Annotated in this window: 21 protein-coding genes and 1 other annotated feature; of the genes, 16 read left to right on the top strand and 5 right to left on the bottom strand. The window is 28.9% G+C overall.

Features of this window, described 5'->3' with window-relative positions; genetic code table 11:
- Positions 1-27 precede the first annotated feature (27 nt).
- Positions 28-1,656 carry an aspartate 4-decarboxylase gene (aspD, locus tag CDIF1296T_RS13265; protein ID WP_009897704.1) on the bottom strand — a complete coding sequence of 543 codons (1,629 nt, stop codon included), beginning with the start codon at positions 1,654-1,656 and terminating at the stop codon, positions 28-30.
- A 658-nt stretch (positions 1,657-2,314) separates the two neighbouring features.
- On the opposite strand from aspD, the gene ilvA reads away from it, so the two are divergent.
- The 8 genes from ilvA to CDIF1296T_RS13225 all read left to right on the top strand — a co-directional run bounded on the left by ilvA (position 2,315) and on the right by CDIF1296T_RS13225 (position 10,316).
- The gene (gene ilvA / locus CDIF1296T_RS13260; protein ID WP_009890721.1) at positions 2,315-3,532 is read left to right on the top strand and encodes a threonine ammonia-lyase; all 1,218 of its coding nucleotides are present in this window, start codon (positions 2,315-2,317) and stop codon (positions 3,530-3,532) included.
- 94 nt (positions 3,533-3,626) lie between these two features.
- A complete protein-coding gene (locus CDIF1296T_RS13255) occupies positions 3,627-4,007 on the top strand; it encodes a RidA family protein (RefSeq protein ID WP_003416451.1) in 381 nt (126 codons plus the stop codon).
- 283 nt (positions 4,008-4,290) lie between these two features.
- Positions 4,291-4,773, top strand: a complete 483-nt coding sequence (locus CDIF1296T_RS13250) for a PTS sugar transporter subunit IIA (RefSeq protein ID WP_009897702.1) — start codon at positions 4,291-4,293, stop codon at positions 4,771-4,773.
- Positions 4,774-4,793: 20 nt separating this feature from the next.
- Entirely contained in the window at positions 4,794-5,609 is an 816-nt protein-coding gene (locus tag CDIF1296T_RS13245) for a PRD domain-containing protein (protein WP_003431027.1), read from the top strand.
- Between the two features lie 52 nt (positions 5,610-5,661).
- Positions 5,662-7,212, top strand: a complete 1,551-nt coding sequence (locus tag CDIF1296T_RS13240) for a PTS transporter subunit EIIC (protein ID WP_009890719.1) — start codon at positions 5,662-5,664, stop codon at positions 7,210-7,212.
- 96 nt (positions 7,213-7,308) lie between these two features.
- Entirely contained in the window at positions 7,309-8,661 is a 1,353-nt protein-coding gene (locus tag CDIF1296T_RS13235) for a family 4 glycosyl hydrolase (RefSeq protein WP_009897699.1), read from the top strand.
- 130 nt (positions 8,662-8,791) lie between these two features.
- Positions 8,792-9,550 carry a helix-turn-helix transcriptional regulator gene (locus CDIF1296T_RS13230; protein ID WP_009897697.1) on the top strand — a complete coding sequence of 253 codons (759 nt, stop codon included), beginning with the start codon at positions 8,792-8,794 and terminating at the stop codon, positions 9,548-9,550.
- A gap of 46 nt (positions 9,551-9,596) precedes the next feature.
- Complete coding sequence (locus CDIF1296T_RS13225) at positions 9,597-10,316, top strand: transglutaminase-like domain-containing protein (protein ID WP_004454804.1); 720 nt, start codon at positions 9,597-9,599, stop codon at positions 10,314-10,316.
- Between the two features lie 123 nt (positions 10,317-10,439).
- Here CDIF1296T_RS13225 and CDIF1296T_RS13220 read toward each other — a convergent pair whose 3' ends face one another.
- Together CDIF1296T_RS13220 and CDIF1296T_RS13215 are read right to left on the bottom strand one after the other, a co-directional pair.
- A complete protein-coding gene (locus CDIF1296T_RS13220) occupies positions 10,440-11,840 on the bottom strand; it encodes an MDR family MFS transporter (RefSeq protein WP_009897692.1) in 1,401 nt (466 codons plus the stop codon).
- Between the two features lie 3 nt (positions 11,841-11,843).
- Complete coding sequence (locus CDIF1296T_RS13215) at positions 11,844-12,734, bottom strand: TetR/AcrR family transcriptional regulator (RefSeq protein ID WP_009897690.1); 891 nt, start codon at positions 12,732-12,734, stop codon at positions 11,844-11,846.
- Between the two features lie 278 nt (positions 12,735-13,012).
- Between CDIF1296T_RS13215 and CDIF1296T_RS13210 the strand changes: the two genes are divergently transcribed.
- Together CDIF1296T_RS13210 and CDIF1296T_RS13205 are read left to right on the top strand one after the other, a co-directional pair.
- Positions 13,013-13,660, top strand: a complete 648-nt coding sequence (locus CDIF1296T_RS13210) for a M15 family metallopeptidase (protein ID WP_004454801.1) — start codon at positions 13,013-13,015, stop codon at positions 13,658-13,660.
- A 324-nt stretch (positions 13,661-13,984) separates the two neighbouring features.
- Positions 13,985-16,624, top strand: coding sequence for a cation-translocating P-type ATPase (locus tag CDIF1296T_RS13205; protein ID WP_009893623.1), 2,640 nt, complete (start codon positions 13,985-13,987; stop codon positions 16,622-16,624).
- A 57-nt stretch (positions 16,625-16,681) separates the two neighbouring features.
- On the opposite strand, the gene CDIF1296T_RS13200 is transcribed toward CDIF1296T_RS13205, so the two are convergent.
- The gene (locus CDIF1296T_RS13200; protein WP_004454799.1) at positions 16,682-17,785 is read right to left on the bottom strand and encodes a pyridoxal phosphate-dependent aminotransferase; all 1,104 of its coding nucleotides are present in this window, start codon (positions 17,783-17,785) and stop codon (positions 16,682-16,684) included.
- 359 nt (positions 17,786-18,144) lie between these two features.
- On the opposite strand from CDIF1296T_RS13200, the gene CDIF1296T_RS13195 reads away from it, so the two are divergent.
- The 3 genes from CDIF1296T_RS13195 (at position 18,145) to CDIF1296T_RS13185 (ending at position 21,246) form a co-directional block, all read left to right on the top strand.
- The gene (locus CDIF1296T_RS13195; RefSeq protein WP_004454798.1) at positions 18,145-18,966 is read left to right on the top strand and encodes a Cof-type HAD-IIB family hydrolase; all 822 of its coding nucleotides are present in this window, start codon (positions 18,145-18,147) and stop codon (positions 18,964-18,966) included.
- Positions 18,967-19,044: 78 nt separating this feature from the next.
- Positions 19,045-19,256, top strand: a binding site (T-box leader).
- 86 nt (positions 19,257-19,342) lie between these two features.
- A complete protein-coding gene (argH, locus tag CDIF1296T_RS13190) occupies positions 19,343-20,659 on the top strand; it encodes an argininosuccinate lyase (protein WP_009897688.1) in 1,317 nt (438 codons plus the stop codon).
- Between the two features lie 248 nt (positions 20,660-20,907).
- The gene (locus CDIF1296T_RS13185) at positions 20,908-21,246 is read left to right on the top strand and encodes a DUF2325 domain-containing protein (protein ID WP_009890712.1); all 339 of its coding nucleotides are present in this window, start codon (positions 20,908-20,910) and stop codon (positions 21,244-21,246) included.
- A gap of 126 nt (positions 21,247-21,372) precedes the next feature.
- On the opposite strand, the gene CDIF1296T_RS13180 is transcribed toward CDIF1296T_RS13185, so the two are convergent.
- Complete coding sequence (locus CDIF1296T_RS13180) at positions 21,373-22,662, bottom strand: D-alanyl-D-alanine carboxypeptidase family protein (RefSeq protein WP_004454794.1); 1,290 nt, start codon at positions 22,660-22,662, stop codon at positions 21,373-21,375.
- Between the two features lie 79 nt (positions 22,663-22,741).
- On the opposite strand from CDIF1296T_RS13180, the gene CDIF1296T_RS13175 reads away from it, so the two are divergent.
- The 3 genes from CDIF1296T_RS13175 to selA all read left to right on the top strand — a co-directional run bounded on the left by CDIF1296T_RS13175 (position 22,742) and on the right by selA (position 26,014).
- Positions 22,742-23,446: a helix-hairpin-helix domain-containing protein gene (locus CDIF1296T_RS13175; protein ID WP_009890711.1), complete on the top strand. Its 705-nt coding sequence runs from the start codon at positions 22,742-22,744 to the stop codon at positions 23,444-23,446.
- Between the two features lie 91 nt (positions 23,447-23,537).
- Entirely contained in the window at positions 23,538-24,584 is a 1,047-nt protein-coding gene (gene selD, locus CDIF1296T_RS13170; protein ID WP_077699367.1) for a selenide, water dikinase SelD, read from the top strand.
- Between the two features lie 50 nt (positions 24,585-24,634).
- Positions 24,635-26,014 (top strand): L-seryl-tRNA(Sec) selenium transferase, encoded by a 1,380-nt coding sequence (gene selA, locus CDIF1296T_RS13165; RefSeq protein ID WP_009897684.1) that lies wholly within the window; start codon positions 24,635-24,637, stop codon positions 26,012-26,014.
- Positions 26,015-26,079 lie beyond the last annotated feature (65 nt).

The raw sequence follows: 26,079 nt of genomic DNA, 5'->3' as shown, positions 1-26,079 counted from the left end.
TAATTTAGATATTTCAGTGTAATATAATTATTTCTTAATTTTTTGCCATTCAACGATATAACCATTTAATATCTCTCTTATGGCTTTTCCTATCTTAGTATAAGCTTCATCATATAGATTTGCTAGAGATATTCTAATTGACCATTCAGGACCATAGAATCCATTTCCACTAAGTAAAACTACTGAATAGTCATTAGCTAATTTATAAAGAACATCTACTGGAGATGCATTTTTACTTATAAATTTAAATAAGCCTTCTCCGTAGTTTAATTTAGCCCATTCTTCAATATCAAATTGAGTGTAATATGCAGCATTGTTTTTGTTTTCATTAATTGGAAGCTCTAAAGCTTCAAATAATAGTTTTTGACGTCTATGGCAGATACTCATATTGAGTTTTTTGTAGGCATCTACTTTGTCAATCAATGCAAAAGCAGAGAAAAACGCCATTTGTACTTGCTGTGGAGTAGAAAGACCAGCAGTATGGTTGAGAGCAACAAGTCTGCTATCAGCAACAACTCTTTCCATAAATGAAAGGCTAGAAGGGTTAAGACTCATATCACTGTAACGCTTATCTACTGATTTTTTTAATTCTCCAGTTAAATCATTTATTTTCTTATCAAAAACATTTTTCTTATGAAGGGCAAATGTACCAAGTCTCCATCCTGTAACTCCAAAATATTTTGAATAAGAATATACTCCAACAGTGTTGTAAGGTAGTTTTGACATTAAGGATGAAAAATCTTCTACAAAAGTTCCATATACATCATCTGATATTATCATTAAATCTTTATTATAATTTTCAATTACATCTATTAGATTATTACAAGATGTTTCATCCATAGCTATAGAAGCAGGATTATTAGGATTAACAACGAATAAAGCTTTAATAGATTTGTCACGAAGTTTCTCTAATTCTTTTTTTGTATATTGCCATGTGTGAGCACCTTTTTCATCAACTTCATTAGCATTTATATTTACCACTTTAAAGTCGTAACGAGGAAGGTTAGGTATTTCAAGATAAGGTGTAAATATTGGAGTCATTAAGGCTATTGTATCTCCTTTTTTTAGAAGTTCATTTGCCATTAATGAATCAAATATATAGCACATAGCAGCTGTAGCACCTTCAACAGCAAAAATTTCTACATCACCATATTTACCTGATATATCATATTTCATTTCTTGAACTAGGTAATCGTGTACTATTTTTTCCATATGAGGTAACATTCTATCTGGAAGTGGATAGTTATCACCAATAATTCCATCAGCTAGTTCATGAACAAATTCATCTCCATCAAATCCAAGTTCATTTATACCAAAGTTTATAATATCTCTAGCTAAATATGCTCCAGGCATATCTATATTTTCATTTATAAATTTAAAAAATCTTTCTTTAATACCCTTTTTTTGAGGCATTCCAGCCAAATGACCTAAATCCCAATTAGAACGAGTTTCAGTAATAGCGAAATGACCAAAAGTAAAAAAGGCTTCTCTAGCAGTTGAACAAGTCCAGTTTGGATTTCCACGACCTGCATCAAGTAATTCTCTGTTATTTTCTTTTGCAGTGTATTTTGCAATATCTATTAATTTGTCCTTAAATTCAAAAGGGCTTATTTTTCCATATATGTTTTTGATTTCTTTATAAGTATGATTTTTCATGTTAAATTCCTCCTTATGTAATAAGTTTCACATTTTTATAATAAAATAAACAAGTTGCAAAAATGATTATACTTTAATTATAATAGGTTTATAGAAAAAGTAAAGTATGAAATTAAAATAATAACTCTATTTAGCCTTATTAAATATATGTTAAAATAAAAAATACCTTTTAATAAAAAATGATTGTTATATAAAATAAATATTCAATTTAATTATCACCTTAGTTTTTTTATTGTATTTTATTATATATGTATAGTTTTCTAATTTTGAATAAAAATAAAGTAAAACTTTCTTTTATATTGAAGTTGTTTAGTAAGACATGTATTTTATTAATTTATTAATCTTAATAATGTTAAATAAAATCAAAAAAATAGATTTTGGGTAAATAAAATAATATAAAATATAAATTTTAATAAAAATAATAAAGTATATATTATTGCTTTAATAAGAATGTAAAAAATATTTTTAAATTATCATTTAATGTAATTTAAATGAATTGAAGATATATGTTTATTGTATGCAATTGTTGTATTTTTAGGTTTTTTGTGATTAATTAAAAAATTATAAAAATCGTTTACATGTTGATTTTTAAAAAAAAAAGATATAGAATTATATAGAAAGTAATAAACAAAAATTGGATTTACGGGAGTGGAATGAAATGATGAATGTTACCTTAACAGATGTAAAAGAGGCTAGAGAGACCATTAAGAACATAGTAAAAAGAACTGACTTACTTGAAAGTGTTAAACTTAGCGAAAAAACAGGAGCAAATGTGTTCTATAAATGTGAGAATCTTCAAAAAACAGGTTCTTTTAAATTAAGAGGAGCTTGTAACAAAATAGCGAGTTTAACAGATGAAGAAAAGGCAAATGGAGTTATAGCTTCAAGTGCAGGGAATCATGCTCAAGGAGTTGCATTGGGAGCAAAAATGACTGGTATAAAATCTACAATAGTAATGCCAGCAACTGCGCCTTTAGCAAAAGTTAGTGCAACTAAAGGTTATGGAGCAGAAGTAGTTTTAAATGGTGCGGTTTATGATGATGCATATGCAAAAGCTGTTGAAATACAAAAAGAAACAGGAGCAACTTTCTTACATCCATTCAATGATAAGTATGTTATAGCAGGACAAGGAACTATATCTCTTGAAATTTTCGAACAATTAGACAATAAAGTTGATACTATACTATGCCCAGTTGGTGGAGGAGGAATCATCTCTGGTGTTGCTGTTGCAGCAAAAGCATTAAATCCTAATGTAAAAATAGTCGGTGTTCAAACTGCAAATATACCTTCAATGAAAGAGTCAATAAAAAATGGAAAAGTAACAACAGCATTTAATGATACTACAATAGCTGATGGTATAGCTGTTAAAACTCCAGGAGATTTAACTTTTGAAATAATAAATGAATTGGTTGATGAAATAGTAGTGGTTGAAGAGACAGAAATTGCAGAATCAATATTATTTATGATGGAAAGTCAAAAAATAGTTTCAGAAGGTGCTGGTGCTGTATGTACAGCTGCTATATTAAGTGGTAAGTATGTACCAGCAAAAGATGAAAATGTAGTTTGTATAATATCTGGTGGTAATATAGACATAAATACGTTATATAGAATAATAGGTGTTGCTTTAGCTAAAGAAGGAAGAAGATATTCATTTAGTACAATTATGGAAGATAAGCCAGGAAACTTTGCTGAGTTAACTAGAATAATAAGTGAGAATGGTGGAAACATTTTAAGTGCTAATCAAGGTAAATTATCAGCAGGGGAAGCTCTAGGAAAACAAAGTGCGGAATTTATATTAGAGACAATAGATTATGACCATATAGCTAGAATAAAGAAAGCTATAGAAGAAAAAGGTTTTAAAATTATAGAATTATAATAAAAAGTGTATATAATATACAAGAAAAATAGTATAATAGTGTATGAAGATACATTTTATGTGTATTAGATTAACGAATTAGGAGGATTTTAAAATGAAACATGAAGTAATACATACTAATGATGCACCAGCAGCTTTAGGACCATATTCTCAAGCTATAAAAGCTGGAAACTTGTTATTTGTATCTGGACAAGTTCCTCTTGTACCAGAGACTATGGAAGTAGTTGAAGGAGATGTACAAGCTCAAACTGCTCAATCTTTAAAAAATCTTAAAGCTATATTAGCTGAAAGTGGAGCTGATTTTTCAAATGTAGTTAAGACTACAGTATTTATAAAAGATATGAATGAATTTGGGGCTATAAACGAAGTTTATGCTGAATATTTTGGAGAAAATAAACCAGCAAGAGCTTGTGTAGAAGTTGCTAGATTACCAAAAGACGTTAAAGTTGAAATAGAAGTAATAGCTGTATTATAAAAATACAATATTTTTAATTTGAAAAGGCTGAAAAACTATATTCTAGTGATTCAGCCTTTTTATAAAAAAATAAATCACAATAAAGAACATGATAAATATTGTCGAATTAAAAAATAAAATTAAAATAAATATTGCAATATTTTTGAGAAGGTTTTATAATGAGTATATAATTTGAAACGTGTAACTATTAAATTAGGCATGAGTTCTTGGATATTTTTATCCTGAGGATTCATGCCTTTTTTGTATTGAAATTCAAAAATCTATTTAATAAGGAGGAAGTACTGTGTTAAATTTTTTCAAGAAAAATAAAAGCTATAAGTTACATGCAGTAGTGAGTGGTAACAGCATTAATATTGAGAAAGTAAACGATTCTGTGTTTTCAAAAAAGTTAATGGGAGATGGAGTTGCAATTATTCCTAATAGTGATGTTGTTGTAGCCCCTTGTAATGGTAAAGTAACTGTGCTTACAGAATCAAAGCATGCCTTTGGTATGGTCTCAGATGAGGGTGTTGAAATATTAGTCCACATAGGAATTGATACAGTTAGTTTACAGGGTGAGGGGTTTAAAAATGAAGTGTCTCAAGGAGATACTGTTAAAAAAGGTAGTCCAATAATAAGTTTTGAAAGAGAAAAAATAAATTCTCAGGGAATTGATTGTACAACAATAATAATTGTATTAAATCATAGCGAATTTTCAGAAATAAATTGCATGGTAGAAAATGAAGTTGTTGCAGGGCAAGATACTGTTATTGAAATTATGAAATAATAGGAAGGGATTAATTCAATATGAGAGTAGTAAAAATCTTTAATAATAATGCATTATCTACAGTAACTAATGATAGGAAAGAAGCTATTTTACTAGGTCTTGGTATAGGTTTTAATAAACGTCCAGGAGATAAAGTTAATGAAGATAAAATAGAAAAGATTTATTATGTTCAAGACCACATGCAAACAAAATTTTTAGAATTATTAAAAAATGTTAGTCCAGAAGTGATGGATGCTTCACAACAAATTATAAGTCTTATACCAGGAAATGAGGGAAAATTTAATAATAAAGGGATATTATCTTTAGTGGAACATATTAGTTTTGCAATAGATAGAATGAAAAATAATGTTTTTTTACCTAATTTAATGCTTTTGGATATAAAGATGATGTATTCAAAAGAGTTTGAATTAGGAGTAAAAGCTTTAGAAATTATATATAGAGTATGTCATATCCATTTGCCTGAAGATGAAGCAGGTTACATAGCTTTACATTTTGTCAATTTACAATCAAATGATAATTTGGCATATGATACTTTAAAATTTGTAAAAGGTAGTATTGATTTGATTAAAGAATGTTATGGATTAGAATTAGACGAATCGAGTTTAAGTACATTACGTTTTAGAACTCATCTTAAATTTCTTGCTCAAAGAATTTTTAAGAATGAAATTTGTCAGGATGATAAAATGATTGAAATGTATGATTATTTAATTAACAATCATCCTAAAAATAAAGAATATTTAGAAAAGTTAAATGTATATATTGAAAAGGAGTTTAGGTATAAATTAGATAAACCTGAAAAAATTTATCTACTACTACACCTAACAAAAATCTTATAAGAATGAGATGAATTAGTAATAGAAATATATATAATTTTAGGGGGGGATAAGATTGAAAGAAAAACTACTTGGAGGACTGGAAACATTTGCAAAGGCAATGGTTCAGCCATTAATGTATTTATCGAGTGCAGGAATATTAATGGTGGTAGGTGTACTACTTACAAATGATATGTTATTAGGAGTACTTCCATTTTTTAAATGGGAGCCAATTCAAATATTTGGAAGCCTAATTTATAACTGTATAATGGCTATTATTAATAATCTTGCTGTTATATTTGCTATAGGTATTCCTGCTGCACTAGCAAAAAAAGAGAAGCACAAAGCAGCGTTAATAGGATTTATGAGTTATATAATATACCTTACAGCTTCCAACACTATGTTAACATCACTAGGTCAACTAGCAAAAGAAAGCAAGATGCTTGGACTGATAGGGACTGGACAAGCTACTATTTTAGGTATTCAAGTTGTAGATACAAGTGTATTTGGTGGAATTATTTTAGGGTGTATAGCTGGATATGTATTTAATCGTACAAGCAACAAAACATTTAAAGGAGCTTTACAGATATACTCGGGAGCAAATTTTAGTTTTATATGCATGTTCTTTGTATCCATTTTAATTGGAGTTGTGAGTAACTTTATATGGCCATTAGCTCAACAAGGAATAGCTTCTCTTGCAAATGTCATCAAAGATACAGGTACATTTGGTTTATTCTTATATGGTTTTTTAGAGAGAATATTAGTACCAACTGGACTTCATCATTTAATTTATACACCATTTCAGTTTTCTGATTTAGGAGGAGTGCTTAAAGTTGGTGCAGATACAGTTTCAGGAGCCTATGCTATAGTTATGACAGAAATGAATTTACCAGTTGAGCGTTTCTCAGATAGTATATACTATATGGCAACTGGATTTACAAAGATGTTTGGTTATATAGGTATAGGAGCTGCCTTTATTTATACTGCATATAAGCAAAATAAGAAGAAGGTTAAGGCAACGATTATTCCACTAATAATTACAGCAGTATTAGCCTCTGTAACAGAACCATTAGACTTTATGTTTGTATTCTGTGCACCACTTTTATTCTTTGTACATGCAGTTATAGCTGGTCTTTTTATAGCTTTATTAAAAATATTTGATGTTACTGCATTATGTGGAGGGAACTTATTAGTATCAATTATAATGAATACTACAGTAGGCGTAGAAAAAACACACTGGCCAGTAATGATGATATTAGGACTTGCACAAATTATTGTATATTTTGTAGTATTTAGTTTTTTAATTAAGAAATTTAATTATAAAACTCCAGGTCGTGAAGATGAGAGTACAGCTACAGGCGAAGAACAATCAAAACAACTTAATTTAGATGCAGGGATAGAAAATATAATTGATGGGTTAGGCGGAAAAGAAAATATTAATACAGTAGAAAATTGCATCACTAGATTACGTGTTAATGTAAAAGATGAAAGTAAGATTAATGAAGATATAATTAATTTAACGCCAAATAGCGGGATTGTAAGGAAAGGAAAAGATATACAAATAATTTTTGGACTTCATGTGCATGAGGTAAGACGTGCAGTAGAAGATTTTTTAGAAGCTTATTAAAGATATATATTTATATAGCAAGGGTAAATAACAGCTTTAAGTGCTGTTTACTATTTATTAAAGATACATATAATTTATAGAGGAGGAATAATTATTATGATTATTACTATTGTTGGTGGAGGAAGCACATTTACTCCAGGTATTGTTAAGTCAATTGCATTAAGAGAAAAAGAGTTAGAGCTTGAGGAAATTCGTTTATTTGATATTGATAAAAAACGTCAAGATAAAGTAGCTGTAGTTGTCAACTGGATACTAAAAGAAGATGTTAAAACAGATGTTAAACTAACTGTAACTAATTGTGAAAAAGAAGCGTATACAGATGCTACATTTATATTTGCACAAATGCGTGTTGGTAAATATGAAATGCGTGAGCAGGATGAAAAAATTCCATTGAAATATGGTTGTGTAGGTCAAGAAACTTGTGGTTGTGGAGGGATGGCATACGGACTGCGTACAATACAACCAATGATAAAGGTTATTGATGATGTAGAGAAATATGCTAAAAAAGATTATTGGATATTAAATTACTCTAATCCTGCTGCAATCGTTTCTGAAGCTTGTCGTAAGTTAAGACCAAATGCAAGGATTATAAATATCTGTGATATGCCAATAGCTATTATAGATATGATAGCGGGGTCATTAAATATCAATGACGTTCATAATATACGCTATGATTATTTTGGTCTAAATCATTTTGGCTGGTTTACTTCAATAGATTATAAACATAGAGACTTAATGGAAGAGATTAAGGAATACATAAAAGAAAATAAAATATTATTACCAAAATCTTATATAGAAAACTTAAATAAAAGTCGTAGTACAGGAAATCGCCATGCTGTAAGTAGCTGGATACATGTTTGGGAATCTGTTTATACAATGTTAGAAAGCTTCCCAAAATATCTGCCAAACACTTATTTAACATACTATCTTTTAAGTAAAGAAACAGTGGAACATTCAAACATAAATCGTACTCGTGCAAATGAGGTTATGGAAAGCCGTGAAAAAGACTTATTTGAAGGTGTGAGACATTACTTAGAAACTGGAGAAATTTCTGAAAAAGCATTTTATGCAGGTTTACATGGAGATTGGATTAGTGATTTGGCAGTTTCAATTAAAAATGATACACGTAGTCGTTTTTTAGTTATAACTGAAAATCGTGGAGCTATACCAAACATGCCATATGATGCAATGGTAGAAATTCCAGCATATATTGGTAAAGATGGTCCAGAAGTTATTGCTCGAGGTCCAATACCTCTATTTCAACAAGGATTAATGATGCAACAACTTAACAGTGAAAAATTGATAGTAGAAGCTTATATAGAAAATAGTTATGAAAAAGCTTTACAAGCATTCACATTAAATAAAACTATTCCAAGTATGAATGTTGCTAAAGAAATTTTGGATGAAATGATAGAAGTTAATAAGGAATACTGGCCAGAATTAAGATAGTAGGATAAAAGAAAGGGTTTTTATTTAATCATTAGATATGTTTTCAGAGTCTTTTATCAAAATGTATTCACAAACATATGGCAATATATTAAAATAAAGAGTGATATTTTTAGAAGAATGGGGTGATGCAATGAACATTATAAATAAAATTTTTTGGCAAGAAGATAGGATTGGCATGATTACAAATAATTTAGAGGCAGATACACATAGTCACTGTATGTTACAACTGTTCTTAGGGATAGAAGACAGCATTGAAATAACAGTTAATGAAAAATTAGTTAAATGTAATTGTATCATAGTAGATAAAAATATCTCTCATTCATTTTCAGCAAGAAAAAAAGTTTATTACTCTGCTATTATTGAACCTACATCTATATATGCAGAACAGCTTACCTCAAAAATGAATGATTTTGGCTACTGGATATGTGACAATAATGGATTAGAGAAATTACGTCAACAAGGAACTTTTTTGATAGATAACTCTAGTAAAGAACAATATTTAAGATTTATGGAAATGCTTAATAACTATTTGAATATACCTATAACTCTAAAACATTATGATGACAGAATTACTGAATTGCTCAATTTATTACGTACTTGTAATTGTGATAATCATACTATTTCAAGTTTTGCAGATAAAGTGTCTCTATCAGCAAGTAGATTATCACATCTGTTTAAAGAACAAATAGGGATACCTTTAAAAAGCTATATCTTATTTCATCAAATGGAGTGTGCTTTTAGAGAATTACTTTCTGGAAAAAATGTTACCGAAGCTTCTATGACTGCTGGATTCGATACTCCATCACACTTTGCAGGGACAGTTAAGCGAATGATGGGAATGCCTGTTTCTTTATCTTTGAAAGATAGCGAGTTTTTGAAAGTATATTAAATATTCTCGTTATATAATGAAGTTGTACTAAGAAAGGGGCTTTGTTATGAATAAAGAATATTTAGAAGAAACAAAAATGTTAAATTATAATGAACCACAACTTAAGCTTTTGGTATCATCAAAGAATTGGTTGGAATTAGATGATTTTCATAAAATAAAATCTATTTATGAGTTTGTACAGAATGATATTTTATTTGGATATAATGCTTCTGATATGTTAAGCGCAACACAGGTATTAAATGATGGTATGGGACAATGCAATACAAAAGCTACTCTTTTAATGGCATTATTACGTGCAGTGAATATCCCCTGTAGGCTTCATGCTTTTGATGTAACAAAAGATTTTCAACGAGGAGCTACATCCAAATTGATTTCACTATTAGCACCAAAATATATTCTTCATACTTGGGTAGAGGTATTTTATCAAGATAGGTGGATTGCTCTGGAGGGTGTCATAACTGATAAAAAATATTTAGAAGCAATTCAGAAGAAATTTTTTAATCATGGTGGAACGTTTAAAAAGTATGCAATAGCTACAAATGATTTGAAAAATACATCTATTGATTGGGATGGTAAAGATACTTTTATCCAAAAAGAAGCTATCGTGTATGATTATGGTATTTTTCCATCACCAGACGTATTTTTTTCTACTCATTCACAACATATGTCAAAATTAAAAAATTTCATATATGTACATCTTATCAGAAAAATAATGACAAAAAATGTATGTAAGGCTAGAAACAATTATATTGATAAAAATGAATGAGTGTTTAAGAGGTAACTATATAGGAAATATATAGAATAATTAAAACTGTACTGGTTAAAATGAATAAAAAGGAGTTATCACAGAGCAAACTTAAATTGTTCATAGGATAACTCCTTTTCTGTATTAACTTCTAATAATTTGATGTCTTTTTATAAAACATATAGATACAATTAAACCAGTAAATGCAAGAGTAGCTGCTATTGAAAATGCAACATCTATTCCATGAATGTTAGACAGCATGTTTGAACTCATATGAGCTTTCTTAGTAGCACTTGTCATTATAGTAATAAGTATAGCAGAACCTATAGCTCCAGATATCTGACGGAGTGTGTTATTAATTGCTGTGGCATGAGATATAAGTTCTCTATCTAATGTTTTAATTCCCCATGTAGTTAATGGCATTAAAACCATTGAAATACCAATCATACGAATACAATACATCAATGACACATGAATTAAAGATGTATCTCTGCCTAAAAAAGCGAAGGATAAAGTTCCTAAAAACAAACATCCTGTTCCTAATATTGATAGAGCATGAGGTCCATATTTATCCAAATGACGTCCTGCAATTGGATTGAGTACAACCATCAATATAGCACCAGGTAACATTAATGAACCTGAAGATAATGCAGAAAATCCTCTTACAGATTGAACGTACAGAGGAATCATTAATGTAGCAGACATCATTGAGGCATATACAATCATAATTAATATTGTAGAAATAAGAAATGGTTTATTTTTAAAAACCCTCAATTCTAAAAAAGGTTCTTTAGATTTTAATTGACGCAATGTAAATAAAATTAATGACATAATTCCTATTAATATTGGTAAATATGTGGCAATATTAGTCCACCCATAATTACCTTGATTAGTAAATCCAATTAATAAACCACCAAAACCTAGAGATGATAGTACTATTGAAGGTATATCTAATTTTAGTTTTTGAGTTTCCCCAACATTTCTTAATAAAATAAATGATAGTATAACATCTAATATAGCAATAGGGGAAAGAAACAGAAATAAACTATGCCAACCAAATGAATCTACTAACCATCCTGATAAAGTTGGACCTATTGCTGGAGCAAATCCTACTGTAATACCAACTAAACTCATAGCTGCACCACGTTTTTCCTCAGGGCATAAATAGAGTATAATAACTTGTAAAAGTGGCATTAGAGAACCAGAACCCATTGCCTGCAACACACGAGCAATCAACATAGTTGAAAAATTATTAGAAAAAAGTGCAATAATACATCCTATAGAAAAGATAGACATTGATGTAATAAATAACTTTCTAGTACTAAATCGATTTATTAAATAAGCTGTTGTGGGTACAATAATACCTGCAATAAGTAGATAAATTGTTGTTAACCACTGACCAACATCAGCAGTAATTTTAAAATCTGACATTATATTAGGTAATGCTGTTGACAATAGTGTTTGACTGAGAGAACTTATAAAAGCACCAGTCATTACAATTGCTATTATTAAATTTCCTTTTTTATTGTTACTTTGGGTTTCCATAATTTATAACGTCTCCTTTTTTAATTGATTTTTAATGCTGTTCAATAAAAGTACTTTTGGTCTTAAAGTGTCTTCTTTTTCTAAATATGCAATCATTGCATCCATAATTAAAGAATCATATTGTTGATTTTTTCCCTCGACGTATAATTTTTTTATTGCTTCTAGTAATTTAGGATTTTCAAGGAGAGAAGTATCCGTTTTGATTAGTTCTTCTATATCTTGTATCGTTTTAAAAAATAGCGATTTATTATGAAGGGAAAAGTAAACTTCATCTTCTTGTTTATGTAAAAACATTGATTTTTCAATTAAAGGATTTAGATTATCCATATTTTCTACAACTAAATCTAGAATTTGTATAGTAAATTTGGCAATAAAGTATACATTTATTTCTCTTTTTTGTACATGAATAATGTATATAAACTGATGAATTAGAGCATCCAATAAGAAAACTAAATCAAATATAATTTTTTCTATTTTATCACCATAGTTATCAAATAAGCTTAGTTTGTATTCATTCAATAAGTTAGCTCTTGATTTTGTTTGCAATTTACTTGTAGCCTTACGTTGCTCTTCAGAAAAGTTTTCTCTTATATAGGTATTTATGGTAGTTCTAGAAAAAATATTTTTCCATACAGCAATTATCTTTCTGTTTAACTTTTCTGATGATGGAATGTCATTATTTTCATTTATGGAATGTATAATTTCTAAAAACTTTTCATCATAATAATTGATTATTTCGCAGATAAAACTTTCCTTAGTTTCAAAATGCTTGTAAAAAGTAGCTTTAGACATTTTACACTCTTTTACAACATCCGATATTGAAGTATTTTGAAAACCTTTTTGGTCAAAAATTTTTTGTGCAATAGTTATAATGAGCCTTTGTTTTTCTGTCACTTTATTATCTCCTTTCACGCAAAAACGTTTAGTACTATATAGTACCTACAAGTTTTGATAAATATATTATACATCATTTGGAAAAAAAATCAATATATAGACTGTAATATGAAATTTTTGAAAAATTTGTTGTTATTTTTAGTCGTATAAAAAAGAAACTTAAGAGTTTCTTAAGAATTGTTTAAAGAAGTTGCAATAAATTAGTGGTATGATTATAGTATGAAAGAGAATGTCTTGAAATTTTTCTGTATCAAATTCCAATTATGGAGGTGTAGTATATGAAAAAGAAAATTTGTGTAGCAATAATTTTTGCTCTATTTATAGTTTTTGTAGAAATGTTTATTGATAGCTCTAGCGAAGGAAGTAAAATTATGACAGCTGAATTAAGTAAATACAGGAAAGGCGTAAATGTATTATCAATAAACAATATTATAGTAGCGAATAAAAAATATAGTTTGCCCAAAGATTATTCTCCTCAGGAAAGCAGTGAAGCGAGAGATGCTTTTTATAAAATGAATAAAGATGCTCAAAAGTCAGGATTAAATTTAAAAGCTTTTAGTACATATAGAAGTTATGAATATCAAGATAGATTATTTAAGTCATATGTAAAAGAACATGGAGAAAAAGAAGCAAATAGATTTTCAGCTAAACCTGGAGAGAGTGAGCATCAAACTGGACTTGCTTTTGATATTGGAGGAGATGACCAGTCTTGTTGGGCAAATAAAAAGTTCAACAATACAAAAGAAGCTAAGTGGTTGTATGAAAATGCATATAAATATGGTTTTATACTTAGATATCCAGAAGGTAAAGAGAATATAACAGGATATATGTATGAATCTTGGCACTATAGATATGTTGGAACTGAACATAGCAAAAACTTTGCAATGAATAATTTGACTTTAGAAGAATATTTACATATAAATTAAGAGATGGTTTGTTAAAATTAGGTTAAAATAAAAAATAACCTAGACTATTAGCTGTGTAAAGTGATATAATGTAAATACAATTTAAGATAACTACTCGAAGGGGAGTAGCTTACACGAAAGTGGTAATTAATCGTCAAGACAGTAGAAATACTCGGTTAATTAGCAAGGGATTCCTTGATAGCAAGACCTTCAAAATAAGCATTAGGTATGTTTGTTTTGGGGTCTTTTTTTATTCAAGGAATTTTTATTTAAAAAAATTTAAATTTCAAGTATACATAAGAGCCCCCAAACATAAAATAAATTTATTGAAGAGGAGGGCAACAAATGTCTTACAAAAGTACTTATCAAGAAGTAATTAAAAATTTAGACTCAAGTTTATCTGGTTTGAGTAAAGAAAGAGCAGAAGAGTTGTTAGAAAAAAATGGAGCTAATGAATTAAAAGAAGCAGATAAGGTTCCTACTTATAAGCTTTTCCTAGAAAGTTTTAAAGACCCATTAGTAATAATTCTATTGATAGCTGCTTTAGTACAAATATTTTTAGGTGAAACAGTGGAGTCTATAATAATTTTTGCAGTTATTATTATAAACTCTGTTCTGGGTGTTGTACAAACAAAAAAAGCAGAAAGTTCATTAGAAAGTTTGAAAAATTTATCTGCACCAAACGCAAAGGTAATAAGAGACAATAAAAAAATGACAATTCCAGCAAAAAATTTAGTAGTTGGAGATATTGTATTCTTAGAAGCTGGCGATTACATACCAGCAGATGGAAGGCTTATAGAAGCACAATCTCTCAAGGTTGTAGAAGGGATGTTAACTGGAGAATCAGAACCAGTTTTAAAGCATACAGAAAAAATAAGTGAAGATGTAAGTTTAGGTGACCAGAAAAATATGGTATTTAGTGGTGCTGTAGTTGTTTATGGTAGAGGTTCTTTTGTAGTGACTGGAACAGGTATGGATACTGAGATGGGTAAAATAGCTGGGCTTTTAGAAAGTGCTGAAAATAAACTTACACCATTGCAACAAAAAATAGAGGATTTTAGTAAAAAACTTGGTGTAGGTATTGTAATACTTGCTCTTTTAATATTTATAATTCAAGTAGCAAGAAATTACTTTATGGCTGGAAATGGAGAAATGACACAAATTATTTTAGATTCATTCATGTTCTCTGTAGCAGTAGCAGTAGCAGCTATACCAGAAGCTCTATCATCAATAGTCACTATAGTATTGGCTGTTGGAACAAATAGTATGGCAAAAAAACAAGCCATAATAAGAAAATTACCAGCAGTAGAAACTTTAGGTTCAACAAGTGTAATATGTACTGATAAAACAGGTACTCTTACACAAAATAAAATGACAGTAGTTGATTATTATATGTATGGAACTAATAATGATGAGTTAGATAAAGAAAAAGTAAACTATTCTTATCATGCTAAATTATTGACTATGGTTTCTACATTGTGTAATGACTCTCATATAACTAGTGATGGTAAAGAAGTTGGTGACCCAACAGAAGTGGCTTTAATAAATTATTCAAGTAAAAATGATTTAGATTATGATAAATTAAGAAGTAAGTATATCAGAATAAATGAAATACCATTTGACTCAGACAGAAAGCTTATGTCTACTGTAAATAGTATATATGGAGATTATATAATGTTTACAAAAGGTGCTCCAGATATTGTGTTTAGTAGATGTAAATATGCTTTGAAAAATGGTTCAAAAGTAGATATAACAGATGAGATAATAGAAGAATATAAACATAAAAATGAAGAGTTCTCAAATAGAGCACTTAGAGTATTAGCTTTTGCAATAAAAGATGTCCCAGAAGAAGATTTTATACCTTCAATTGATGACGAACATGACATGACATTGGTTGGAATAATGGCAATGATAGACCCACCAAGAGAAGAAGTAATGGATGCAGTAAAAGAGGCAAAGAGTGCTGGTATAAAAACTGTTATGATAACTGGTGACCATAAAACAACAGCAGCAGCAATTGCAAAAGAGATTGGTATAATGGAAGAAGGAGACTTGGCTCTTACTGGAAAAGAGCTTGATGCTTTGAGTGAAGAACAACTATATGAAAAACTAGAAAATATAAGTGTATATGCCAGAGTCTCGCCAGAAAATAAAATTCGTATAGTAAAAGCATGGCAACATAAGAATAATATAACAGCAATGACTGGTGATGGTGTTAATGATGCACCTGCATTAAAACAAGCAGATATAGGAATCGGTATGGGAAGTGGTACTGATGTAGCAAAAGATGCTTCTGCTATGGTATTGGTTGATGATAACTTTGCAAGTATAGTAAATGCTGTTGAAGTTGGTAGAACAGTATACAGTAATATAATAAAATCAATTACTTATCTATTTGCAGGAAACTTAGGAGCTATAGTATCCATAGTATTTGCAGTGTTTGCAGGTTGGTCAAATCCATTTACAGCTTTACAACTTTTGTTTATAAACTTAGTAAATGACTCTTTACCAGCAATTGCATTAGGGTTTGAAAAGTCAGAAAAAAATATAATGAATAAACCTCCTAGACACCCGGATGAAAGTATACTAGCAGGAGGAACATTGAAGGCAGTTGCTATAAGAGGTTGTATAATAGGTGTAGTTACAATAATTGCACAATATATAGGATTACAAGTATCTCCAGAACTTGGAGTAGCAATGGCATTTTCAACATTGATATTAGCTAGAATAATGCAAACATTACCTGCACGTTCTAATAATCAAACAGTAATAAAATTAGGTTTTTTCAGCAATAAATACGTTATAGGAGCAGTTTTAGTCTGTCTTGGGCTTTACTCTTTAACACTAATACCAGTGCTAAGAGGAATATTCTCTATACCAACAACGTTTGGATTGTACCAGTTGGGGATTTGCCTAGGGTTAGCATTAATTTCATCAATATTAATGGAACTTAACAAATTAATAAATAGAAGTGAAGTAAAATAATCAAAAAATTAAAGGGCATATTGATTTTAACAATATGCCTTTTATAAATAGTCTAATTTATTCTATATTATCGATTATTTGGAATGCTTTTATAACTTCAGGTAATTCTTTTTCTTCAGGCATTCTAAATCTTATGAAATTTTTATCAAGTCCAGTAAAATCACTTCCAGATATAACTCTTATTTTTAATTTAGCAAACTCTTGTTGTAAATCTATGTCCTTGTTTTTATGTTCAACTGTCATAATTGATACAGTATCACTAGTTTCAGCTATATTAAGGTTTTTCCATGGAATTAATAATTGATTTTTTATATCTTTTGTTTTTTCTTTTAATTCTTCTATAAATTGAACATCATCTAATAAATTTGCTGCAATACTACGAGATATTTCAGACACTTCGTAAGGAGTAGAAATCTTTTTAATAGGGCTAACAAGTTGTTCTGGAAGAACTGCATATCCTGCTCTTAGTCCTGCTAAACCAAATCCTTTTGAAAATGTTTTTAAAGCAATTACATTATCATAATTATTTAGAAGCTTGACAGCTGAATTTTCTTTTGGCATGTATTCACCATAAGCTTCATCTACCATAACTGCTATATCATATTTAGCTGCTTCCTTTACTATATTTTCAATTGATGATAAAGGTATAATTTGTCCTGTAGGATTGTTTGGATTGTCTATGTAAATTACTTTATATTCTGGATTTATTTTTTCAATAAATTCTTTTTCATTAAACTTGAAATTATCCTCTTTCTTTAAAAGAACATAATCATAAGTTGCACCATGCATTTTTATATCTGTCTCATATTCTGAGAACTGAGGTGAATATCCTAAAACTTTATCTCCCTTTTCAATAAATAGTCTATTTAAAAGGTAAATAACATGTATAGAACCATCTGCCAAACAAATTCTGTCAGTATCTAATGCTATAAAATCTTTCCAATAATCGACTATATTATCTTTTAAAGCAATTGAATGAGGATATCCTCTTATCATATCAAATTTTAAAGCATTAAAAGCTTCTACAGCTTTGTTTGAGTAAGACACGGTATTTATACCTTCACCACAGTCTATCTCGAATACATCTTCTGAATGTCCAGATTCTATTGCATAACTTTTTTTCAACTGCATTTCAATAGCTTTGTTAATTTTTAGTTTCATACTTTATCACTCCTTATTTAGTCAATAATAAATGTTATAAAAGTTGCTAGATTTAAAATATTATGAAAATATATAATAGTAAAAATGAATATAAATATTATAATAGCTCACTTTATTTAATATGATTATATATCATATATTGTAAAATTTCTAGCATTATAAGACTATAAATTGAAAATATTCAGAAAAATACTACAAGAAACGATTTATTTTGCTCTTAAAATAAGTTAAATGAATGTTATTAATTTTGTAAATTGAAATAGTTTAAGTATAAAGTTATGATATAATCTAATAAGGGTAATTCTTTAGATTATATTAAGGAAATATAGGTATACAATAAAAAGTTATGGAGTTGGATTATGGGATATAAATTAATTGTAACAGATATGGATGGAACTTTATTAGGCAATAATCATAAAGTTACAGATGAAAATAAAACTGCACTACAAAAAGTTATAAAAAGCGGTATTAATGTAACTTTAGCAACAGGAAGAGCCTTCGATTCAGCTAAATGCAATGTAGATTTTCTTAAAGAGGACATGCCAATAATAGCTTGTAATGGTTCATTAATAAGAGAGCAAAATGGAAATATAATATATTCAAATAAGATTGATACAAGAACATGTTTAAACATTTTAGATGTATTAGATAAATACGATATTTACTACCAATGTAATAGTATAGATTCTATGCTTTCGAAAAAAATAGAAGGACGTGAAGATAGATTAAGTGTATTTTTAGGCTCTGAAACAGAAGTAATTGTAAAAGATGATTTGAGAGAAGAAATCTTTAAAAAAGATATACTAAAATTTGTAATCATAGAAGAAAAAAATCCATCTATTTTGGATGAAATAAGAAAAGAATTGAGAAAAGTTCAAGGAATAAAGATAACTTCTTCATGGCCAAACAATATTGAAGTCATGAATGAAGGTGTTGATAAAGGTAATGCAGTTAAAATTTTAGCTGAAAAAATGAATATAGACAGAGAAGATATAATTGCATTTGGAGACAATTACAATGACATAGAAATGATAAAGTTTGCTGGTCTTGGGGTAGCTATGGGAAATGCAGAAGAATTGATTAAACAAGAAGCTGATTATGTTACAGATACAAATCAAGACAGTGGAGTTGCAAAGGCAATTTATAAATTCCTAGAGTTAAAAGAATCACTTAGCTCTTAAAACAGTATATAATAGGAAAAAATAGGTTGACTATTTTGTAGATAGTAATTATAATACAAATAGATAAAACATAAAAATTTAGATTCAGTGAAAAAGAGAGTAGATATAGAGAAAATCTCAGCGAATTGGGGGATGGTGTGAGCCTAATGATAACACTTTATATTGAAAAGAACTTTGGAGAATACTACTTGAAATTCAGTATGGTAGTAGGTAATCTCGCCTTAAGAGAATAGAGTGGGTAAACATTGTTTACCAACTAGAGTGGTAACACGGAATATTTCGTCTCTTGGTCTTTTTGACCAAGAGATTTTTTAGTTTCATTGAGTTACAAGACTTATAATTAAAATACAAAAAATTAAAATATGAGGTGAAAGTTATGAAATTATGGGGCGGACGCTTTAGAAAAGCGGAAAATCAACTTATGGAAGAATTTAATAAATCTTTTGGCTATGATTGTGTACTGTACAAAAAAGATATCGAAGGAAGTGTAGCACATGTTCATATGCAAGTAAAATGTGGACTTTTAACAGAAGAAGAAGGAAAGTCTATAACAGAAGGTTTAAAAGGGATACTTGAAGATGTAGAAAATGGAAAGTTAGTATTGGATGGAGAGTATGAAGATATACATAGTTTTACTGAGATAAATTTAATTCAAAGAATTGGAGATGTTGGCAAGAAGCTTCATACAGCACGTAGTAGAAATGACCAAGTTGCAGTTGATATGAGATTGTATGCTAAAGAAAAAGCAAATGATTTGGTGGATTTAATATCTGAATTTAAAGCTACTATAAAAGATGTTGCTGACAAAAACCCAGTGATGATGCCAGGCTATACTCATCTTCAAAGGGCACAAGTAGTGACATTTAAGCATCACTTAATGGCATATTATAGTATGTTTGATAGAGATGAGAAAAGAATAAAAAATGCTATAGAAATATTAGATGAATCACCTTTAGGCTGTGGAGCTTTAGCAGGAACTACGCATGATATAGATAGAAGTATAACTTGTGAACAATTAGGATTTAAAAAAGTAGTAGATAATTTTATGGATGGAGTAAGTGATAGAGATTATTTACTAGAGCTAATGAGTGATTTTTCAATTATAATGATGCACTTAAGTAGATTAAGTGAAGAGTTGATACTTTGGAGTTCTCAAGAATTTGGATTTGTTGAGATAGATGATTTATATACAACTGGAAGTAGTATAATGCCTCAGAAGAAAAATCCAGATGGTGCAGAGCTTATAAGAGGTAAGACTGGTAGAGTATATGGAAACTTATTTGGTCTTTTTACAGTAATGAAAGGAATACCATTAGCATATAATAAAGACATGCAAGAAGATAAAGAAGGTTTTTTCGATAGTGTACATACTCTTGAAATGTGTATACAAATAATGGATAGAATGATAGCCACACTAAAGGTAAATGAGGATAAAATGAAACAAGCAGTAAAAAATGGTTTTTTAAATGCAACAGAAGTTGCGGATTATTTGGTTAAAAATAATGTTGCTTTTAGAGATGCACATGGTATAGTAGGAAGTATCGTTATATATTGTGAAGATAATAAAAAAGCAATAGAAGATTTAACATTAGAAGAATTACATAAGTTTTCAGATGCTTTTAAGGAAGATATTTATGATTTTATCGACTATGAGAGTATATTAAATAAGGGAATAAAAAAGAATTTAAAATAATGTATTTATTTTTAAAAGCTGTAAATTTGAATGTTATCATTTAAATTTACAGCTTTTTATTGTGTAAGATTTTATTATATAAAAGTAAGAAACTTAAAAGGAGTAGTATTTAAAATAAATACAAATAAAAAATTATTATTAAAATGATAATTAATATCAATAAGTATTGACAAAATTATTTCTAAATACTATTATATATAATATAAATAATAATGAAAATCAATATCAAATAAATGGGAGGAAATCTAATGAACTTATTAGTGATTGGTGGTCATGAAAGAATGGAAAAAGATTATATGGTTATGGCCAAGAAAAAAGGTTATAAGACAAAGGTATATACTACCATGTCATCTAAATTAAATAATTCTATAGGAAGACCAGATGCAGTTGTCATACTTACATCAACTGTTTCACATAAGATGTCTAGAACGGTTGAGTCTCAAGCTAAAAAACAAGATATATTAATCGTAAGGCATAAAAATAGTAGTAAGGTAGCATTTAATGAATGTCTAGATATGGTTGATGAATGTCTGGGAAATTGTTCAAAATGTAAGCTTAAAGACAAACAAAAACAAAAAAATATATAGGTATAAAAAATACATAAACATAAAATTAAAAGTACTGAGATAATAGTTATAATTATTATCTCAGTACTTTTAGATTTATAAGGATAAGTATATTATAAATTTTTTATTATAATTTCTAACTACTTGTTACTTTTTCATATTTTTTTTACTTCTAGCTTTTTTTCTTTTTTTCTTCTTTATATTTGAAGCTATTATAAATAAAACTAAAAGCACTAGAATACCTGCAATAATCTTAACAAAAGTCATTAAAACATTATTTTCAGTCAAAAATGGAAGACTGCTATCAAGATTATTTTTTGCAATTAAGTCTATACTGTTTTCTAGTTTACCATTATTATATACATTTAAAGTACCAACCTTAGCTCCTTTTTTTATAGGCAAATCAATTTTATTTAACTCTGTTTTGGTATCATAATTGCCTTGAGATTCATCTTTTTCTAAGAATATCCTATAACTATTTTTTGGTTCATAAATCAATTCATGTTGTTTTGTAAACAATACTTTTTTAGTATCTGTGTATTTTTCTTTATCAACAATAGTAGCACACTTAAAGTTATCAAATCCATAATCAATCAGAATACGTGAGTCTAAATATAAATCAGCATTAGTTGAATTAAATACAGCAACGATAACTCTTCTGCCATCTTTTACAGCACTCGATAAAAGACATTTACCAGCAGCATCAGTATATCCAGTTTTTATACCATCAACTATATCATATTTTATATTTATAGGTTGACCTTTGTATGTAATCTTATCATGTGATGTCAAAAACTTATTAGTGTTTACAAAGTATCTCTCATAAGGATATGCTTTTGTAGCTTCAAATTTAAGTGACTTAGTTTTTACAATTTGTCTAAAAGTATCATTATTCATAGCTTCTCTAGCTATGAGAGCCATATCATGAGCTGTTGTGTAGTGATTTGGGTCTGGTAATCCATGAGGATTATTAAAATGAGTATTAGTAGCTCCAATTTTTTTTGCCTCAGAGTTCATTAGGTCAATAAATTTTTGTACATTGCCACCACCAACATATCTAGCTAATACAAAAGCAGCATCATTAGCAGAATGAACCAAAAGAGCATCTAGTAACTGCTTTACAGTAAAAGATTCCCCATTTTTTAGATACATACTAGAGCCATCTATTTGAGGTAAATCTTTAATTTCTATTACTTGATTTAAATCTTTAACCTCCTTTAGAACTAAACAAGCTGTCCATACTTTAGTTGTTGAAGCTGGATAAAGCTTAGAATTTCCATCCTTATTATATAGTATTTTGCCAGACTCATAGTCCATTAAAACTGCATGTTTAGCAACTATAGCTGGTTCATTATCTGCAAAAGAGATATTAGAGCTTCCTAAAAATGAAGTAAATATCAATAAACAGATTAATAAAAGTGATAAATTTCTTTTCATTGTGAGCCTCCAAATTTTAAATTCATCTTTTAGTATAGCATATATTTGTCAATAATTAAAAGAAAGGAGTGATTAATATATGAAAAAAAAGGTAAAATTTATTTCGTTTTTTGTTTTATTTATTTTAATAATATCATCAATAATCGTTTATAAATCGCTTATTTTCAAAGATGATATTTATGTTGTAAGTAAAAAAAATTTACCTAATGAAAAAACACATGTTGTAGAGAATGAAATTAAAGGTGAAGATAATAATCACAATAAAGTAACTAAAGACATAGATAAAAATTTTCAAAATAATAAAATAACTATATACATAAGTGGAGCAGTAAATAGACCTGGAATTGTAACTATAGAGTCAGACAAGAGACTTTATGATGCTGTAGAATTACTAGGAGGAACGACAAAAGAAGCAGATTTAAATGGAGTCAATCTATCAGTAAGATTAGAAGATGAACAACATTACATAATACCTAAAATAGGTGAAGCAACATCTGTTACAAGTAATGATGATTCCAATAAACCAAATCAGAAGAATGAGTCAAGAGGTGAGCCTAAAAATAAATCCAATAAAAATATATCTAACGAATCAAAAGTAAATATAAATGTAGCGACTATAGAAGAGTTGGATTCTCTACCTGGGGTTGGAGAAGCTACAGCCAATAAAATTTTACAACACAGAGAAGAAAATGGACAGTTTAGTTCAATTGAGGAAATAAAAAATGTAAATGGTATTGGAGATAAAAAGTATGAAAATATAAAAGATTTAATTTGTGTAGACTAAAATATAATACAAAACTTACATATAGATATGTTATTATAAATATGTATGTATATGTGTGTACATGTGGAAATTTAGTAAAGGAGGCACTTTTATGAAAAAAGAACAAAAAAAACTTACAGAGATGACAACAGCAGGTGGTTGAGCCGCTAAAATAGGGCCAGAGGTTCTGGCATCAGTTTTATCTCAATTGCCTAAAAATGATAATATAGAAAATTTATTAGTAGGACTAGATACAGCAGATGATGCTGCAGTTTATAAATTAAATGATGATATGGCACTTATCCAAACTTTAGACTTCTTTACACCAATGGTAGATGACCCATACGTATTTGGTCAAATTGCTGCATCAAATTCACTATCAGATGTATATGCTATGGGAGGCAAACCTTTGGTTGCTATGAATATTGTTTGTTTTCCATCATGCCATGATATGGATGTACTTGCAGAAATATTAAAAGGTGGGTTTGATAAAGTGAAAGAAAGTGGAGCACTTTTGGTTGGAGGGCATACTGTAGATGACAAAGAGCCTAAATATGGTCTTTCAGTTTCTGGGATTGTAAGTCCAAATAAAGTTTTATCAAATGCTACTGCAAAACCTGGTGATAAGTTAATTATAACAAAACCAATTGGAGTGGGTGTATTAAATACAGCCATGAAAGAAGGTATGGTAGAACAACATATAGCAGATAAAGTAATAGAAATAATGATACATTTAAATAAATATGCAGCAATGAGTTTTGAGAAATTTGATGTAAATTCGGTTACAGATATAACTGGTTTTGGTCTACTTGGTCATACTTTAGAAATGGCCAAAGCTTCTGAAGTAAGTATTGAAATTGAATCAAAACATGTACCAATTATTGAAGGTGCAATAGAAATGGCACAAATGGGAATTATACCTGCTGGTATGTATAAAAATATGCATTATGTATCTAAAGATGTAGAAGTTGTAGGAAATATAGAAGTTGCAGTTCAAGATATTTTATACGACCCACAAACATCAGGAGGGTTGTTAATTTCAGTAAAAGAAGAACTTGCAGAGGAACTTGTAAAAGATATGAAATTAAATGGAGCAATAGAAGCTAAAATTATAGGTTCTGTAGTTCCAAAAGGGGAAAAATATATTACAGTTTTATAAAATATTATAGAGAAAGAGTGATTGTTTTGAGCAAAAGAGAATTGTTTGCAATGTTGCCTTCAGTTGATGAAGTATTAAGTGATAATAGAATTGTAGAAATAATAAATGAATATCCTAGAAGTTTAGTTTTAGAATCTGTGAGAGAAGTAATAGATTTAAAAAGACAATTTATATTAAGATTAAAAGAAGATGCATCAAACTCTGTAACAATAGAGTTTGGTGAAATAATAGAATCTGCAATAGAGAGAGTTAAGTTAAATTACTCATTATCTTTAAAAAAAGTTATAAATGCAACTGGTACAGTTATTCATACAAATTTAGGAAGGTCTTTACTTAGTGAAGATATAAAAGATGAATTATGGTGTGCTGCTTCAAGGTATTCAAACTTAGAATACGATTTGGATAATGGAGAAAGAGGTTCAAGATACTCTCATTTAACTAGTACAATAAAAAGACTTACTGGAGCAGAAGATGTACTAGTTGTAAATAATAATGCAGCGGCAGTACTTCTTGTACTTAGCACAATGGCTAAAGGAGGAGAAGCAATTGTATCTCGTGGAGAATTAGTTGAAGTAGGTGGTTCATTTAGGATTCCAAGTATAATGGCTCTTAGTGGTGCAGAATTAGTTGAAGTTGGTTCAACTAATAAAACTCATTTGAAAGATTACAAGGAGGCCATTACAGAAGATACAAATGTATTGATGAAGGTTCATACAAGTAATTATAGAATAATGGGATTCACAGAGAGTGTTTCTATAGAAGAATTGGTTAATTTAGGTAAAAAATATAAACTACCTGTAATAGAAGACTTAGGAAGTGGAGTTTTTATAGATTTATCAAAATATGGTTTATCTTATGAACCAACTGTATTGGATTCTATTCGACAAGGTGCAGATGTAGTAACTTTTAGTGGAGATAAGATGCTTGGAGGTCCACAAGCAGGTATTATAGTTGGGAAAAAAGAGTATATAGAAAAAATGAAGAAAAATCAACTTACTAGAGCACTTAGAGTTGATAAGCTTACAATATGTGCTCTTGAAGCAACATTGAGAATGTATTTAGATGAGACAAAAGCTATAGAAAATATACCTACTTTAAAAATGTTGACATATAAAATTGAAGAATTAGAAGTAAAAGCAAATAAACTATTTGAAAAAATAACTGCTTTAAACTTAAATGCAAACATAAATATAGAAGATGGATTTTCACAGGTGGGAGGAGGGTCTATGCCTCTTGAAACTATAAGTACAAAGGTAATATCAATAACTCCTGAACATATGAATGTTTCATCTTTAGAAAAAAAACTAAGACTTAGTGAAGCACATATAATAGCCAGAGTGTATGATAATAAATATGTACTAGATGTAAGAACTATATTTGATGATGAATTTGATGTAATAGTTGAGGAATTGAGAAAAGCATTTAATTAAATAAATTTGAGTTAATAAATATTAAATTTAGAAGTATAAGTATGAAGTTTTAATTAAAAAATAGC

Origin of the sequence: Clostridioides difficile ATCC 9689 = DSM 1296, from assembly GCF_001077535.1 — a bacterium.
In the GTDB taxonomy this organism is placed as follows: domain Bacteria; phylum Bacillota; class Clostridia; order Peptostreptococcales; family Peptostreptococcaceae; genus Clostridioides; species Clostridioides difficile.
Note: the sequence above shows the minus strand (reverse complement) of the source record. Positions and strands in the feature narration are given on the sequence as shown.